The sequence below is a fragment of the Dactylosporangium sp. NPDC049140 genome (genome assembly GCF_040648435.1).
Genome location: NZ_JBEZDS010000004.1, coordinates 89,196 through 103,811 on the forward strand (window position 1 = coordinate 89,196; position 14,616 = coordinate 103,811).

Sequence of the window (14,616 nt, forward strand, 5' to 3'; positions counted from 1 at the left end):
CCCCCACTCCGATACAGCCCCTAGTCGCTCAGCGGGCGGCGGCCGGCGAAGCCGAGGTCGACGCGGTGGTACCACGTCAGGCCCGGGTCCCCTTCCAGCCAGCACAGCAGCACGTCGGCGCCGTCGAGCTGGGCCGGGAAGTCCAGCAGCAGCGGGGCCAGGCCCTTCAGGTGCGCCCCGGTCTCCTGCACGGCCGCGATCAGCTCGTCGAGCAGCGCCTCGGCCGCCTTGAGCTCCGCCATGCCGCCCAGCGGCGTCGGCGAACCGCCCGGGGCGAACGCCGCGGCGAGCTCGGTGGCGTCGGCCCGGACGGCGACGAGCTGGTCGAGCGCCGGGCGGATCCGCTCCAGCTCCGCGCGGGCCTCGGCGACGGTGAACAGCACCATGGCCCACACCCTCCCACCACGGTCGCGCGGGGCAGTCACCGGGGCGGTCGGGTGCGGCGCGGTCGGCGGCCGGACGGGGCCCCCGCGCCCGGGGTAGCCTCCGATCGTGGAGCTGATCGCGGCCTGGGAGGCGGGCACCGGCGCGGAACGCGAGCGCCTCGCCCCGGCCCTGGAGGCGGCGCTCGAAACCGCCGATCCGGCCGGTCGGTACGCGCTGGCCGAGCGGCTCGCCGAGCTCGACGACCACCGCCACGCGGCCGCCACCCACCTCGCCGCCGTCCTCGCCGGGCAGCGGCGCGCCCTGCCCGCCGAGCACCCCGACGTGCTCGAGACCCGCGCCGCCCTCGCCCACGCCGAGCGCGACCCGGCCGCGGCGGAGGCGGTGGCGACCGACGCCCTGCGCGCGGCCGGGCCCCGGCACGCCGCGACCGCCCACGCCCGGCTGCGCCTCGCCCAGGCGCACGAGCGGCGCGGGGACTTCGCGGCCGCCCGGCACCTGCTGCGCCGCGCGATCCCCGACGCGGTACGCGGGATCGGCCCCGACCACCGGCGCACCGCCGGGCTGCGGCTGACCCTGGCCGAGGTCTACGAGCGGGACACCGTCCGGTACGCGAGCCTGCACCGCGGCGCGCTGCGGGCGTACCGGAGCCTGCTGGGGGCGCAGCGGCAGTACCACCGCACGATCGAGAGCCTCGAGCGCGTCCACGGGCCGGGCGCGCCGATCGTGCTGGCCACGCTCGAGCGCCTGGCCGACCTCTACGAGCGCACCGGCACGCTCGGGGTGGCGACCGCGCAGTACGAGGCCTCGCTGCAGTGGCACGAGATGCGGCACGGGCCGGACGCGCCGGAGACGCGCGCGGCGCGGGACACGCTCGCCCGGGTGTACCTGCGGGGGCGGCACCCCGAGCGCGCGGTGCCGCTGTACGAGCCGGTCCACCACGAGCACGAGCCGGCCGAGAGCGAGCCCGACGAGGCCCTGGACGACCTCGCCGAGGCGCATCTGGCGGCCGGGGACGAGGCGGCGGCGCAGGAGGTGTACGAGCGGCTGTTCCTCCTCCTCGCCGAGCGCGACGGCCCCGACGCGCCCGAGACCGTGCGCTACCTGGCCGAGGTCGCGGAGGCCTTCGACGAGGCGGGCGCGCGGGCGGTCGCGGTCGGCTGGCACGAGCGGGTGGTCGCGGCCCTGACCCGCGCCGAGCCGCGCGACGAGGCGGCCCTGAGCGTGGCCCGCGGGCACCTCGCGGCGGCCCGGGACGGGGCGGGGCGGGGCTGACCGTCACCCGTTCGGGCGGGCCTGGAACGACCGCAACCGCAACGGGGTCCGGGGCCTTTCGGCGGCGGGCGCGATCCTTCCGGGCTAACGCGTCCGGGGCACACTTGTGGCATCCGCGGCGGTCGACGGCCGCCGCGGATGCCATGATGTTTGTGGACATTGGAGAAACCGGGCGAGGAGGGGGCCGCGATCGGATGGCGCGGTTCGAGGCAGTGACATCGGTCGAAGGCCGGAAGGCGGCGGTCGCGCTGTCCGGCGAATGCGACCTGTCGGCCCGCGAGGAGTGCACGACGGCCCTCATGACCGCGGTGGACGCGGCGCCGACGGTCGTGGTGGACCTCGGCGGGGTGACGTTCCTGGACTCCAGCGGCGTGCACGCGCTGGTGACCGCGTACCGGGCGGCGCAGGACCGCGGCGGCCGGCTCAGCGTGGTCGGGGCGGGCGGGATGGTCGCGCACGTGCTGGAGATCACCGGCGTCGGCGGTCTGCTCAGCCCGCAGGACGGGGGCCGTGATGGTTGAGCACCCGGCCGTCCCGGGCTCGTGGATCGGTTACCGCCTGGTCTCCGACCTGGCCGCGGTCCGCGCCTTCGTGACCGCCCGCGCGGTCGCGCTCGGCCTGTCCCGCGACCGGGCCGATCTGCTGACGCTGGCCGTGAACGAGCTGGCCACGAACACGCTGCAGTACACCGAGCAGGGCGGCGAGGTCCAGCTGTGGACCGAGTCCGGGCAGGTCATCTGCGACGTGCTCGACCAGGGCCCGGTGCTGCACTTCGGCGCGGCCATGCCCCCGGCCGACGCGGTCCGCGGCCGCGGCCTGGCCATCGTTGAGCTCGTGTGCGACCAGGTGGCGGCCTTCGCCGGCGCCCGCGGCTCGATCGTGCGCCTGCGGCTGGTCCTGGCCTGACCCACGGCCGGCCTACTTGCCCGGCCGTGACCGTTTCCACCCATAGGACCGGCGTTGCACGGGCCGTCAGGACTTCCCGCCGCCTTGCCCGATCGGCCGTTCCGGCGCGGCCCGGCCGCCCGGGACACTTGGCGGGGGGTGGTCGCGATGGAGCCGACGCCAGGACTGCGGCCCGGCTGGTACGCCGATCCGGCGGGTGGCCCGCAGCCTCGGTTCTGGGACGGCGCGCGGTGGATTCCGCCGCTCGCGCCGGCGCGAAGCCGCGGTGGGTGGATCTGGGTCGTGGGCGCGGTCGCCGCCATCGTGCTCGTCGTGTGCATCGCCCCGATCGTGGTCCTCTACGCGTCGGCGTCCGGCCCGAGCGTCGGGGACATGCGCAAGGCCGCCGACCAGCTGGTACTCCCGCCGGAGCTCGTGCTGGTCGGCGAGCACTCCGGCGGCAACCGGATCTGCCTCGACGTGTGTGTGTCGTTCTCGCGCGAGTACGCCGGCCCGGGCGCGAACCTGGCCACGTCCGAGATCTTCGCCGACGCGCTGGAGAAGGCCGGCTACCGGTGCGACACGTCGACCCGGGACACGGGGCCGCCCAACCGGTGCGGCCGCTCCGTGGAGACCCTCGGGTACATCTCCTACTGGCAGCGGGCGGGCCACCTGTCCCTGAGCTTCTCCATCATTCCCATACCGAGCACCATGGCATCCTCGTCCCTGGCGGGCCGCCGGGTCGATCCCGCGTGGCGGTCGTTCGCCATCCTGAGCGTGTCCCGTAAGTGAGGGCCGGTCAGAGCACCTGCACGGCCAGGGTGCACGTGTCGTCGTCCGGGGACGGGCGGCGCAGCAGCTTGCGCAGGCCCGGCAGCGGGTCGGTGATGTCCGGCTCGGTCGCCGCCGACAGGGCCGCCTTCACCCAGTCCAGGGCCGTGCCCACGTCCATCGCGCGCCGCTCCACGAGCCCGTCGGTGTAGAGCAGGACCACGTCGCCGGGGCGCAGCGCGGTCGTCTCGGCCGGGTACGCCGAGTCCGCCACCGCCCCGAGCAGCAGGCCCGGCGGCAGCGGCAGCTCCTCGGCGGCCCCGGCCCGGGCCAGCAGCGGCGGCAGGTGCCCGGCCCGGGCCCAGGTGAGGCGGCGGGCCGCGGGGTCGAAGGTCCCGATGACCGCGGTGCCGGTGAGGCCGAGCTGCACGCACAGCCGGTTCATGTGGCCGAGCAGCGTTCCCGGGTCGTGAATGCCGATGGACAGCCACGCGATAAGTGCGAAACGCAGGTGGGCCATGCCGTTGGCGGCGTCGAGGCCGTGGCCGGCGACGTCGCCGACGGCGAGCACGACCGGGCCGTCGGGAAGGGTCTGCGCGTGGTACCAGTCCCCGCCCACCCGCAGCGCGCTCTCGGCCGGCAGGTAGCCGGCGGTCGCGCGCAGGCCGCTGAGCGGGAACGGCTCGCGCGGCACCGGCTGGATGACGCGCTGCAGCTGGGCGGCGAGGCGGTGCTCGGCGACGGCCGTCAGCTCGCGGGTGTGCAGCTGGTCGCTGAGCCGCTCGATGGCGCTGCGGGACAGCACCCGCGCGGTCACGTCCTGCACGACGGCGTAGACCTTCAGCGGCGCCCCGGCGGCGTCGCGGGCCAGGTCGGACAGGATGCGCAGGTGCTTGGTCTGCTCGCCGACCCGGAAGCGGACCGTCACGTCGGAGGTGGCGCCACCGCCCGAGCGCAGGCGGGTATCACTGTCCAAGGTCTGCCACGACAGCTCGGCGATCGGCGTGTCCTCCGGCACGACCGCCGCGGACTGCTCGGCGCGCGGCATCGGGCCCAGCGCCGGGTCGCGCTCGAAGATGCGGTACATCCCCGGCGACCAGTCGGAGCGGCCGGTGAGCAGGTCGTACTCCGCCCAGCCGAGGCTGCCCAGCGACTCCGTGCGGTCGAGGCGGCGGCGGGCCTCGTCGACCCGCTCCCACCACACGAGCAGGCCGTCCAGCACGCGGTGCACGTTGACGCCGAAGCTCGCGTCGGCGGCGAAGCCCGCCGCGTCCTGGAAGTAGTGGAAGTCGTCCAGGCTGGCCGGGGCGCCGGTGTGCAGGACCTGCTGGTAGAGCGCCCACAGCGGGCCGCCGGCGACCGTGGGGTACAGCTCGGTGAGCCGCCGGCCGACGCGCGACGGGCCGAGGCCGAGGAGGTCGGCCCCCTCGCCGCCGGTGGCCGCGACGATGAAGTCGGAGACCTCGCCCGTGGCCGCGCGGACCGGGCGCAACCATGTGCACCCGGCCGGCACGACGGCCAGGATCTCCCGCACGACCGCCGCGATCGCCTCGGCGTCGTCTGCCATGCCCCGAGCCTATCGGCACCGGGCGATCACGGCGGCCATGCGGTGGGTCAGGCGGCCGAGCAGGTGGGGGTCAGGGTGCCGGCGGTACCGGTGCCCTGAATCCCGAACTCGGTGAACTGACCCGCGTTCACGTGCCCGTTGTACGACACGTTGCTCCAGTTGTTACCGGACCTCGTGACGTTCCACGAGCTGGTGGCGGTCGCGCCGGACGGCAGCGTGAGCCCCACCGTCCAGCTGTTGATGGCGGCCGATCCGGCGGTGACGCGGACGGTGACCACGAACCCGCCCTGCCACTGGTTCACCGACACGGTCGCGGTGCAGGCGCCGGTGCCGCCGCCCGGGCCGGACGGCGACGGGGACGAGCTCGACGGCCGCGGCGACGCCGAGGACGACGACGGCCGCGGCGTGGGGCCCTGGGTGTTGAGGCCCATGAACTCGATCGCCATCGCGGCCTGGCCGGCCAGCGGCAGGGAGTGCCCGACGCCGCTGATGCTGATGCCCTCCACCGGCGGCGCGACGTTCGCGCTGCCGTAGCGGGTGCGGGTCCAGCCCGAACGCGGGGTGTCCGTCAGCGCCGGCGTCTGGCTGACGCCGAGCACGTTGGTCCACTGCTTGATCTCCTCGCCGAAGTTCGGGTAGGAGAGGGTCGTGTCGGTCGTGCCGTGCCACACCTGCATCCGCGGCCGCGGCCCGCTGTAGCCCGGGTAGGCGTTGCGGACCATGTCGCCCCACTGCTGCGGCGTGTAGATGCGCTGGCCGCTGGAGCACTGGCTGTTCCACGACGAGCCGTCGGTGGTGGCGAAGCAGCCGAACGGCACGCCCATGAACGCGGCGCCGGCCTTGAACACGTCCGGGTAGTCGCCGAGCAGGACGTTTGTCATCATCGCGCCCGACGAGGCGCCGGTGACGTACACCCGGCTCGGGTCGCCGTTGTAGTGCTGCTCGGTGTAGGTGACCATCGACATGATGCCGACCGGGTCGCTGCCGCCGTTGTGGGTCAGCGCCTGCGGCGACGAGACGTCGAAGCACTGGCCGCTGCGGGTGGCCGACGGGTAGACGACGATGAAGCCGTACTGCGCGGCCAGGGACGCGAACTCGGTGCCGGAGTAGAACGCCGGGCCCGAGCCGGTGCAGTAGTGCACGGCGACCAGGATCGGCGGCTTGGCCTGCACGTTGTCGGGCACGAAGATGTGCATCCGCAGCCCGGACGGGTTGTTGCCGAAGTTCGTCACCTCGGCCAGCGAGGCGGCCTGCGCGGGCTGGGCGACCACGAAGATCCCGGCCAGGGCCAGGGCGATGCCGGCGGCGACGGCGAGCAGACGGCGCATGTCAGCTCCCCGTGCAGGTCGGCGCGAGCGTGCCCGCGGTACCGGTGCCCTGGAAGCCGAACTCCGTGTACTGCCCGGCGTTCACGTGCCCGTTGTAGGACACGTTGCTCCAGTTGTTGCCCGAGCGCGTGACGTTCCACGAGTTGGTGACCGACGCGCCGGAGGGCAGCGCGAGCCCGACCGTCCAGGCGTTGAGGGCCGCCGAGCCGGCCGTGATGCGCACGGTCACGACGAAGCCGCCCTGCCACTGGTTGACCGAGGTGGTCGCCGTGCAGCCGGTACCGCCGCCGGGGCTCGACGGCGACGTGGACGGCGACGGCGAGGTGGACGACGACGGCGAGGTGGAGACCGGCGGGGGAGACGTCGTGGAGCTGCCGTTGAGGGCATCCAGCGTGGCGTTGTACGCGGCCTTCTTGTTGCCGTTGTTGTCGAACAGCAGCGGGTTGTCGCTGGCGCGCCACGAGTCGCTGTCCCGGATGCCCCACACCGTGATGCCGGTGCAGCGCGTCACGGCCAGGCACGCCTTCGTGACGCTGGCGTAGGCGTTGGCCTGCGCGGTGCCGGAGTAGGCGATGTCCAGCTCGGTGATCTGCACGTCGACGCCGAGGTCGGCGAAGCGCTGCAGGTTGGCCTGGTAGTCCGAGGTCAGCGGCGAGCCGGAGTTGATGTGCGACTGGAAGCCGACGCAGTCGATCGGCACGCCGCGGGCCTTGAAGTCCTTCACCATGTTGTAGACGGCGGTGCTCTTGGCGTTGACGCCGTCGGTGTTGTAGTCGTTGTAGCAGAGCTTGGCGCCCGGGTCGGCGGTGCGGGCGGTGCGGAAGGCGACCTCGATCCAGTCGTTGCCGGTCCGTTGCAGGTTCGAGTCGCGCCGCCCGCCCCCGCCGCCGTCGGCGAAGGCCTCGTTCACCACGTCCCAGGCGTAGATCTTGCCCTTGTAGTGTCCGGCGACGTTGGTGATGTGGTTGATCATCGCGTTGCGCAGCGACGAGCCCTCCATGCCCTGCGCCCAGCTCGGCTGCTGTGAGTACCAGGCCAGGGCGTGGCCGCGCATCCGCTGCCCGTGCGCGTTCGCGTGGGCGACGATCTGGTCGGCGTTGCCGTAGCTGAACTGGCCCTGGCTGGGCTCGGTCGCGTCCCACTTCATTTCGTTCTCGGGCGTGATCATGTTGAACTCACGGTCGAGAATGCCGCTGTAGGTGGCGTCGCTGAGTTTGTAGGCGGCGACGGCGGTACCGAAGTACCGGCCTTTGTCCGCGGCCGAAGCGCCCAGGGTCGAGGCGGCTTCGGCGCTACTCGCGAGGCCCACGACGACGGCGATCGCGGCCGCGCCGGCCACAGCGATCGCGCCCCGTGTCCTTGCTTTTCTCATGGCGGGAGACCTCCGAAATATTTCGACATCCGCTGATTCGCGGACCGCTTCCAGCATTCCTAGAAAATGGCTGGAAAGAAATGTTTCGGAGGCCTCCACCAGGTCGAAGGCGTTATCGATAAGGCAAATTCTGAAACTTACAAACGCCTATGTTTCAGCCTTTTACTGAACCCGTTAAGCCGCCCACGATCCGCCGCTCGGCGAAGACGAAGAAGCCGATCGCGGGGATCATCGAGGCCGCCGTGTAGGCCAGGATGCGCGCCGTGTCCTGGGAGTACTGCGTCTGGAACGCCGCCACCCCCAGCGGCAGGGTGAAGTCCGTCGGGTCCGACAGCACGAGCAGCGGCAGCAGGTACCCGTTCCAGCTCGTCACGAACGCGAGGATCGCGACGGTGGTCAGCGCCGGGCGGCTCAGCGGCAGCAGGATCCGCCAGAAGAACCCGAGCCGGCCGGCCCCGTCCATGGCCGCCGCGTCCTCGAGCTCGCCCGGGATCGCGTGCATGAACGGGCGCAGGATCACGATGGTGATCGGCAGCGAGAACGCCGCCTCCGGCAGGGCCACGCCGAGCGCGTGCTCGAGCAGGCCGAGCTGGCGCAGCAGCAGGTACAGCGGCAGCGCCGCGGCCGTCACCGGGAACAGCAGGCCGATGGTGAACAGCGTGTACAGGCCCTCGCGGCCCTTGAACTGGTACCGCGAAAGGGCGAAGGCCGCCATCGCCCCCGTGGCGACGGCGAGGCCCGTGGCGACCACGGCGATGAACGCGCTGTTGGCCATCGCCCGCCAGAACACCGAGGAGGACAGGACCTCGGTGAAGTTGGACATCACCCAGGGGTGCGGCCAGCCGGCGGGAGAGGTGTTGATCTGTGCGTTGGTGCGGAAGCCGCCCAGGATCGTGAACAGCAGCGGGACGATGGTGATCCCGACGACGAGCACGGCCGCCAGATATCTGAACGGCGTGCCCAGGGTCATGGCCTTCGGTGAGTTCACGGCGTTCGGCGAGGCCATGGCGTCACTCCACGATCCGGGTCAGGGCGCCCTGGGTGTCACGGCGCAAGGCGAAGCGCTGGTAGATCAGCGCGAAGATGAAGCAGACGACGAACAGCACGATGGAGACCGCGCTGCCGTAGCCGAACTCGTAGCGGCTGAAGCCGCGGTCGAGCAGGTAGGTGGCCATGGTGCTGGAGGCGTTCGCGGGACCGCCCAGCGTCATGATCCAGACCAGGTCGAACAGCTGCAGCGAGCCGATGATGGACAGGAAGATCCAGATCCGGATCGTCGGGCCGAGCAGCGGCAGCACGATGCTGCGGGTCGTCTGCCACGAGGTGGCGCCGTCGGTGGCGGCCGCCTCGCGCAGCTCCGGCGGGATGCTCTGCAGCCCGGCCAGCAGCAGGATGATGCCGAAGCCCAGGTACTTCCACGTGATCACGATGAACAGCGTGTAGAGCACCAGGTTGCCGTCGGCGAGCCAGTCCTGGATCAGGCCGCCGAGCCCGAAGGCCCGGAACATCTGGTCGACGAAGCCGTCCGGCTGCAGCATGAGCAGCCAGACCACGGCGGTGATGGCCTCGGAGAGCACGTACGGTGCGAAGACGATGAGCCGCAGCGCGGCCCGGCCCTTGATGCGCCCGTTGAGCAGCAGTGCGATGCCGACGGACAGCGGGAGCTGGATGAGCACCGACAGCACCGCGATGATGATGTTGTGCAGCAGGGAGTGCAGGAAGACCTCGTCCTGCAGCACCCGGGAGTAGTTGCCCAGCCCGAACCAGGTGCGAGGGCTGAAGCCGGTCCACTTGTAGAAGCTGTAGTAGACGGCCGCCGCGATGGGCAGCAGCACGAATCCGATGAACAGCACCAGCGCCGGGGTCAGCAGCAGCGTGAGCTCGAGCCGCTTGGCCCGGCGCCCGCCCGGCCGTCGGGCCGGTCGCGACGCCGCGCGACCGGCCCGGGCCGATGGTGCCGCCGCCACGGCGATACCACCCGATTGCGTCATGCCTAACTCTCGTTTCAGAGGGTGCGGTCCGGGGTGCGACCGCGACCAGAGTGTTTCATTAGGTGCGGTCCCTGGGACCGGAACCGAGGTTGCAGAGTTTCAGTGGTGCGGTCCGTGGAGGCCGGGACCATCGAGGCCCCGGCCCCTTTCCGTCCACCGCGACCCGAGTGTGTCAGGGGGTGCGGGTGGGCGGAGCCCCCGATGGGGAGCGACCGGAGGGAGCGCGAAACACGGTCTTACTTGTTGGCGACGGCCTTGGTGAACGCGTCCACGATGCCCTGCGGCGAGCCCTTGCCGGCGAAGAAGTCCGCGACCGCGTCGTTCAACGCCTGACCCACGCTCGTCGGCAGCGCCTGGTCGAAGTACACCTGGATGTAGGGCGCCCCGTTGAGGTACTCCTGGACCGTCTTGAGCGACTGGTCCTGGATCGCCGAGATCGCCTTCGGGTTCGCCGGCAGCGTCGCGGTGTTTGTCGACACCAGCTTGGCCTGCACGTCGTTGCTGGCGACGTACTTCAGGAAGTCCGCGCACGCCGGCCCGGCCTTGACCGCGCAGGAGAACCCGTCGCCGCCGCCGAGCGCCGTGCCCGGCGTGCCCTTCCCGCCGTCGATGCTCGGGAACGGGAACCAGCTGAGCTTCGAGGCGAACTGCTTGTCCTCGGTCAGCGGGATCATCGTCGGCAGTTCCCAGTCGCCCTGCAGCTCCATCGCGGCCTTGCCGTTGGCGACGAGACCGGCCGAGCTGCCCGCGCCCTGCTGGGCCGGGGTGCCCAGGAACGCGTTCTGGAACGGGTTGGTGGCCAGGAACGTCTTGAGGTCCTCGCCCGCCTTGACCCAGCACGGGTCGTCCATCTTGAGGTTCTTCACCGTGTTCTTGACGGTGTCGGTGGAGCACTCCCGGATGGCGAAGTACGACCACCAGAACGCGTCCGGCCACTTGTCCTTGCTGCCGATCGAGATCGGCGTGATGTTCTTGGCCTTGAGCTTGGCGACCGCGTCGTTGAGCTCGGTCATGGTCTTCGGAGCCGCGGTGATGCCGGCCTGCTCGAAGAGGTCCTTGCGGTACCAGAAGCCGACCACGTGCAGGTCGTAGGGGATGCCGTACTGCTTGCCCTCGACCTGCCAGCCGGTCGCGGCCTGTCCGAGGTCACCGATCCACGGCTTGACCTGGTCGGTCATGTCCATGATCTTGCCGGACTGGACCTGCGTGGCCAGTGCGCCGCCGCCCCACTGCTGGAAGATGCTGGGCGGGTTCGGCGACTGCAGCGCCACCGAGATCTTGGTCTTCAGCGCCTCGTTCTGCGCCGGTTCGACCTTGAAGTTCACATTCGGGTGGTCCTTGTGGTACTGGTCGGCAATCGACTGCCAGACACCCAGAGCGGGGTCCTGGTTGCCGTTGTGCCACCAGGTAAGGGTGACCGGTGCGTTCGCATCGGCCGGTGTGTCACTGCTGTCGTTTCCGCAAGCGGTCAGGGAGGGGATCACCATCGACATTCCGATGGCGATCGCGGCCAGCCTCCGTGGGGTGCTCAGGCGGACGTTCAAATTGATCATCTCCTGACGGGGGCGTGGGCGAGCCGCACGGCTCGGCCCTCGATGACCGCAGAGTCTGCGCCTTTGTTACGAGCGTTGTCAATCGTTGTCGATAACGTTATCGGACGTTATTGTGCCCTCGTGAAACCCAGTTCCCGAGTCACGATCCGAGACGTGGCGGCCACCGCCGGCGTCTCGGTCGCGACGGTGTCCAAGGTCCTCAACGCCCGTTACGGCGTGTCCGCGGCGACCAGCGCGCACGTGCAGGCGGTGATCCGCGAGCTGGGCTACGAGGCGAGCCTGGTGGCGCAGAGTCTGCGCAACCACAAGACCAACGTGATCGGCATCCTGGTGGCCGACCTCGAGCCGTTCTCGACGGAGCTGCTCAAGGGCGCCGCCAAAGCGATCAAGGGCACCGGGTACGAACTGGTCGTCTACTCCGCCGGCGGCCGCACCGGCGACCAGGCCGGCTGGGAGCAGCGCTACCTGTCCCGCCTTTCCGGCACCCTCGTCGACGGCGCCATCCTCGTCACCCCGACCGTCGTCGAGGTCGAGTTCGGGCAGGCCGTCGTCGCGGTCGACCCGCACGCCGGCCCGACCGGGCTGCCGACCGTTGACTCCGACAACCTCGCCGGGGCCCGCCTGGCCGTACGTCACCTGCTCGACCTGGGCCACCGGCGCATCGCGCTCATCGGCGGCCGCGGGGACCTCGAGTCGGCGAAGCTGCGCGAGCAGGGCTACCGCGAGGAGCTGGCCGGCGCCGGCATCGAGCCCGACCCCGCGCTCATCCAGCCGGGCAACTACGACGCCGACGACTCCACGGCCGCGGCCCGGCGGCTGCTGGAGCGGGCCGACCGGCCGACCGCGCTGTTCGCCGCGAACGACACCTCGGCCATCGCGGCCATCGAGGTCGCCCTCGCGATGGGCCTGCGCGTGCCCGGGGACCTCTCCGTTGTCGGCTTCGACAACGTGCCCGAGGCCGCCCTGGCCAACCCTTCCCTGACCACCGTGGAACAGCCCATCAACGAGATGGGCCACCGTGCGATCGACCTGCTCATCCAGCTGATGAACGGCGAGCCGGTCGACAACACCCACGTTCGGCTGGCCACGCGACTCGTGGTGCGCCAGTCGACCGCTGCCTTGGAGACGGACCTTTGAGCGTGACAGAAGCGTGGCGGGACGCCACACAGCCCGCCGCAGAGCGCGTCGCCGACCTCATGGCGAGGATGTCGCTGCGCGAGAAGGTGGCCCAGATGTACGCCGCCTGGCTCAACGTCGGCGACACCGCCGGTGAGGTCGCCCCGCACCAGAACGACCAGGCCCCCGACCCGATCGACTGGCCCGAGCTGGTCCGGCACGGGCTGGGCCAGGTGACCCGCGTCTACGGCTCCGCCCCGGTCGAGCCCGAGGCCGGCGCGCGCCGCGTGGCCGACCTGCAGCGCCAGATCATCGCGGCCGGCCGGTTCGGGATCCCCGCGATCGTGCACGAGGAGTGCCTGACGGGCCTCGCGGCCTGGCGGGCACCGATCTTCCCGACGCCGCTGGCCTGGGGCGCGAGCTTCGACCCGCGGCTCGTCGAGGCGATGGGCGCCCACATCGGGGCCACCATGCGCCGGCTCGGCATCCACCAGGGCCTCGCGCCCGTGCTCGACGTGACCCGCGACCTGCGCTGGGGCCGCACCGAGGAGACCATCGGCGAGGACCCGCACCTGGTCGGCACGATCGGCTCGGCCTACGTGCGGGGCCTGCAGTCGACCGGGGTCGTCGCCACCCTCAAGCACTTCGTCGGCTACTCGGCCTCCCGCGCCGGGCGCAACCTCGCGCCGGTGTCGATCGGCCCCCGCGAGGTCGCCGACGTGCTGCTGCCCCCGTTCGAGATGGCGCTGCGGGCCGGGGCCCGCTCGGTGATGAACAACTACACCGACATCGACGGCGTGCCGGTGGCCGCCGACGCGACGCTGCTCACCGGGCTGCTCCGGGAGCGTCTGGGCTTCGACGGTACCGTCGTGTCGGACTACTTCGCGATCGCGTTCCTCGAGTCGCTGCACGGCGTCGCGGCCGACCGGGCCGAGGCCGCCGCGATCGCGCTGCGGGCCGGCATCGACGTCGAGCTGCCCGGCGTGAACTGCTACGGCGGCCCGCTGCTCAAGGCCCTGGAGGCCGGCGACGTCGACGAGGGCCTCATCGACCGCGCGGTCGAGCGGATCCTGCGGCAGAAGTGTGAGCTCGGCCTGCTCGACGCCGGATTCGCGGCCGAGCCGGCGTACCTCGCCGCGCCGTCCCCGCTGGACGACGCCGAGGCCCGCGACATCGCCCGGCGCCTCGCCGAGCGCTCGATCGTGCTGCTGCGCAACGAGTCGGCGCTGCCGCTGCGGCCCGGCGCGCGCCTGGCCGTCGTCGGCCCCGGCGCGCACCGCCCGGACGCCCTCTTCGGCTGCTACAGCTTCCCGCGCCACGTGGGGATCCACCACGAGGGCCTGGAGCTCGGCGTCGAGACACCGTCCATCGTGGACGCCCTCGGGTCCGACTTCCCGGTGTCGTACGCCCTGGGCTGCCCCGTCCTCGGCGGCACCGACGAGGACATCGCGGCCGCCGTCGCCGTCGCCGCCGAGGCCGACGTGTGCGTGGCCGTGCTCGGCGACCTCGCCGGCCTGTTCGGCACCGGCACCTCGGGCGAGGGCTGCGACGCCGTCGACCTGCGGCTGCCCGGCCGCCAGGAGGAGCTGCTGGAGGCGCTGCTGGCCACCGGTACCCCGGTCGTGCTGGTCGTGCTGGCCGGGCGCCCGTACGAGCTGTCCCGCCAGGTCGAGCGGCTCGCCGCCGCGGTGTGCACGTTCTTCCCGGGCGAGGAGGGCGCCGGTGCGCTCGCCGGGATCCTCAGCGGACGCGTGAACCCGTCGGGCCGGCTGCCGGTCGGCTTCCCGGGCCCCGGCGCGTCGCAGCCGAGCACCTACCTCGCCGCCCCGCTCGGGCAGCGCAGCGAGGTGTCCACTGTGGACCCCAGCCAGCTCTTCCCGTTCGGCCACGGCCTGTCCTACGCCGACGCGGAGTGGGGCGCGGTGTCGCTGCACTCGCCGGACGGATGGGCCACCGACGGGGAGATCGAGCTGACGGTACCGCTGCACAACTCCTCGGACCGCGAGGTCAGCACCGTCGTGCAGATCTACGTCCACGACCCGGTGGCGCAGGTCGCCCGGCCGGTGCGCCAGCTGCTCGCGGCCCCGCGCGTGGACCTCGAGCCGGGCGCCTCGCGCACCCTGGTCGTGACCCTGCACGCGGACCTGCTGTCCTACACCGGCCGCGACGGCCGGCGGATCGTCGAGCCCGGCGACATCGAGCTGCTCGTGGCCCGCTCCAGCGCCGACGTGCACACCTGCGTGCGCGTCCCGGTGGTCGGCGCGGCCCGCGAGGTGGGCGCGTCCCGGCGCCTGCACCCGGAGTCCACGCTCCTGCCGTAACCGCCCGCTCACTCGCGCCGGGTGAGTGGAGGGCGGGCCGAGGGGCCGACCAT

General features: G+C 72.1%; 14 protein-coding genes. 7 read left to right on the plus strand and 7 right to left on the minus strand.

All coding sequences use genetic code 11. The annotated features are described in order from the left end of the window. Nucleotides 1-20 precede the first annotated feature (20 nt). Nucleotides 21-386: a DUF2203 domain-containing protein gene (locus AB0B76_RS09265; RefSeq protein ID WP_360371973.1), complete on the minus strand. Its 366-nt coding sequence runs from the start codon at nucleotides 384-386 to the stop codon at nucleotides 21-23. Nucleotides 387-492: 106 nt separating this feature from the next. Between AB0B76_RS09265 and AB0B76_RS09270 the strand changes: the two genes are divergently transcribed. The 4 genes from AB0B76_RS09270 to AB0B76_RS09285 all read left to right on the plus strand — a co-directional run bounded on the left by AB0B76_RS09270 (nucleotide 493) and on the right by AB0B76_RS09285 (nucleotide 3,336). Then, nucleotides 493-1,659: a tetratricopeptide repeat protein gene (locus AB0B76_RS09270; RefSeq protein ID WP_360371976.1), complete on the plus strand. Its 1,167-nt coding sequence runs from the start codon at nucleotides 493-495 to the stop codon at nucleotides 1,657-1,659. A 212-nt stretch (nucleotides 1,660-1,871) separates the two neighbouring features. Further along, nucleotides 1,872-2,180, plus strand: a complete 309-nt coding sequence (locus tag AB0B76_RS09275) for an STAS domain-containing protein (RefSeq protein ID WP_360371979.1) — start codon at nucleotides 1,872-1,874, stop codon at nucleotides 2,178-2,180. Next, entirely contained in the window at nucleotides 2,173-2,565 is a 393-nt protein-coding gene (locus AB0B76_RS09280; protein WP_360371982.1) for an ATP-binding protein, read from the plus strand. Before AB0B76_RS09275 ends, AB0B76_RS09280 begins: the two co-directional genes overlap by 8 nt. 147 nt (nucleotides 2,566-2,712) lie before the next feature. Then, nucleotides 2,713-3,336, plus strand: coding sequence for a DUF2510 domain-containing protein (locus tag AB0B76_RS09285; RefSeq protein ID WP_360371985.1), 624 nt, complete (start codon nucleotides 2,713-2,715; stop codon nucleotides 3,334-3,336). A gap of 7 nt (nucleotides 3,337-3,343) precedes the next feature. Here AB0B76_RS09285 and AB0B76_RS09290 read toward each other — a convergent pair whose 3' ends face one another. The 6 genes from AB0B76_RS09290 to AB0B76_RS09315 form a co-directional block, all read right to left on the minus strand. Further along, on the minus strand, nucleotides 3,344-4,882 hold the full coding sequence (locus AB0B76_RS09290) for a SpoIIE family protein phosphatase (protein ID WP_360371988.1): 1,539 nt from the start codon (nucleotides 4,880-4,882) through the stop codon (nucleotides 3,344-3,346). 47 nt (nucleotides 4,883-4,929) lie between these two features. After that, nucleotides 4,930-6,210 (minus strand): PHB depolymerase family esterase, encoded by a 1,281-nt coding sequence (locus AB0B76_RS09295; protein WP_360371991.1) that lies wholly within the window; start codon nucleotides 6,208-6,210, stop codon nucleotides 4,930-4,932. A 1-nt stretch (nucleotide 6,211) separates the two neighbouring features. Beyond that, nucleotides 6,212-7,582 carry an endo-1,4-beta-xylanase gene (locus AB0B76_RS09300; protein WP_360371994.1) on the minus strand — a complete coding sequence of 457 codons (1,371 nt, stop codon included), beginning with the start codon at nucleotides 7,580-7,582 and terminating at the stop codon, nucleotides 6,212-6,214. Between the two features lie 154 nt (nucleotides 7,583-7,736). Next, nucleotides 7,737-8,588: a carbohydrate ABC transporter permease gene (locus tag AB0B76_RS09305; protein ID WP_360371997.1), complete on the minus strand. Its 852-nt coding sequence runs from the start codon at nucleotides 8,586-8,588 to the stop codon at nucleotides 7,737-7,739. A 4-nt stretch (nucleotides 8,589-8,592) separates the two neighbouring features. Beyond that, nucleotides 8,593-9,573: a sugar ABC transporter permease gene (locus tag AB0B76_RS09310; RefSeq protein WP_360372000.1), complete on the minus strand. Its 981-nt coding sequence runs from the start codon at nucleotides 9,571-9,573 to the stop codon at nucleotides 8,593-8,595. Between the two features lie 236 nt (nucleotides 9,574-9,809). Next, complete coding sequence (locus AB0B76_RS09315; RefSeq protein WP_360372720.1) at nucleotides 9,810-11,057, minus strand: extracellular solute-binding protein; 1,248 nt, start codon at nucleotides 11,055-11,057, stop codon at nucleotides 9,810-9,812. Here AB0B76_RS09315 and AB0B76_RS09320 point away from each other — a divergent pair. The 3 genes from AB0B76_RS09320 (at nucleotide 10,987) to AB0B76_RS09330 (ending at nucleotide 14,563) form a co-directional block, all read left to right on the plus strand. Next, the gene (locus AB0B76_RS09320) at nucleotides 10,987-11,133 is read left to right on the plus strand and encodes a hypothetical protein (RefSeq protein WP_360372754.1); all 147 of its coding nucleotides are present in this window, start codon (nucleotides 10,987-10,989) and stop codon (nucleotides 11,131-11,133) included. The two genes, AB0B76_RS09315 and AB0B76_RS09320, sit on opposite strands and share 71 nt — an antisense overlap. A gap of 146 nt (nucleotides 11,134-11,279) precedes the next feature. Further along, nucleotides 11,280-12,263, plus strand: coding sequence for a LacI family DNA-binding transcriptional regulator (locus AB0B76_RS09325; protein WP_360372003.1), 984 nt, complete (start codon nucleotides 11,280-11,282; stop codon nucleotides 12,261-12,263). 2 nt (nucleotides 12,264-12,265) lie between these two features. Continuing rightward, entirely contained in the window at nucleotides 12,266-14,563 is a 2,298-nt protein-coding gene (locus AB0B76_RS09330) for a glycoside hydrolase family 3 N-terminal domain-containing protein (protein WP_360372007.1), read from the plus strand. Nucleotides 14,564-14,616: the final 53 nt, after the last annotated feature.

Excerpts from the sequence above, each read along its gene's own strand:
- AB0B76_RS09265 (WP_360371973.1), bottom strand. The coding sequence starts at position 386 with ATGGTGCTGTTCACCGTCGCCGAGGCCCGCGCGGAGCTGGAGCGGATC.
- AB0B76_RS09280 (WP_360371982.1), top strand. The coding sequence starts at position 2,173 with ATGGTTGAGCACCCGGCCGTCCCGGGCTCGTGGATCGGTTACCGCCTG.
- AB0B76_RS09285 (WP_360371985.1), top strand. The coding sequence starts at position 2,713 with ATGGAGCCGACGCCAGGACTGCGGCCCGGCTGGTACGCCGATCCGGCG.
- AB0B76_RS09290 (WP_360371988.1), bottom strand. The coding sequence starts at position 4,882 with ATGGCAGACGACGCCGAGGCGATCGCGGCGGTCGTGCGGGAGATCCTG.
- AB0B76_RS09295 (WP_360371991.1), bottom strand. The coding sequence starts at position 6,210 with ATGCGCCGTCTGCTCGCCGTCGCCGCCGGCATCGCCCTGGCCCTGGCC.
- AB0B76_RS09300 (WP_360371994.1), bottom strand. The coding sequence starts at position 7,582 with ATGAGAAAAGCAAGGACACGGGGCGCGATCGCTGTGGCCGGCGCGGCC.
- AB0B76_RS09305 (WP_360371997.1), bottom strand. The coding sequence starts at position 8,588 with ATGGCCTCGCCGAACGCCGTGAACTCACCGAAGGCCATGACCCTGGGC.
- AB0B76_RS09310 (WP_360372000.1), bottom strand. The coding sequence starts at position 9,573 with ATGACGCAATCGGGTGGTATCGCCGTGGCGGCGGCACCATCGGCCCGG.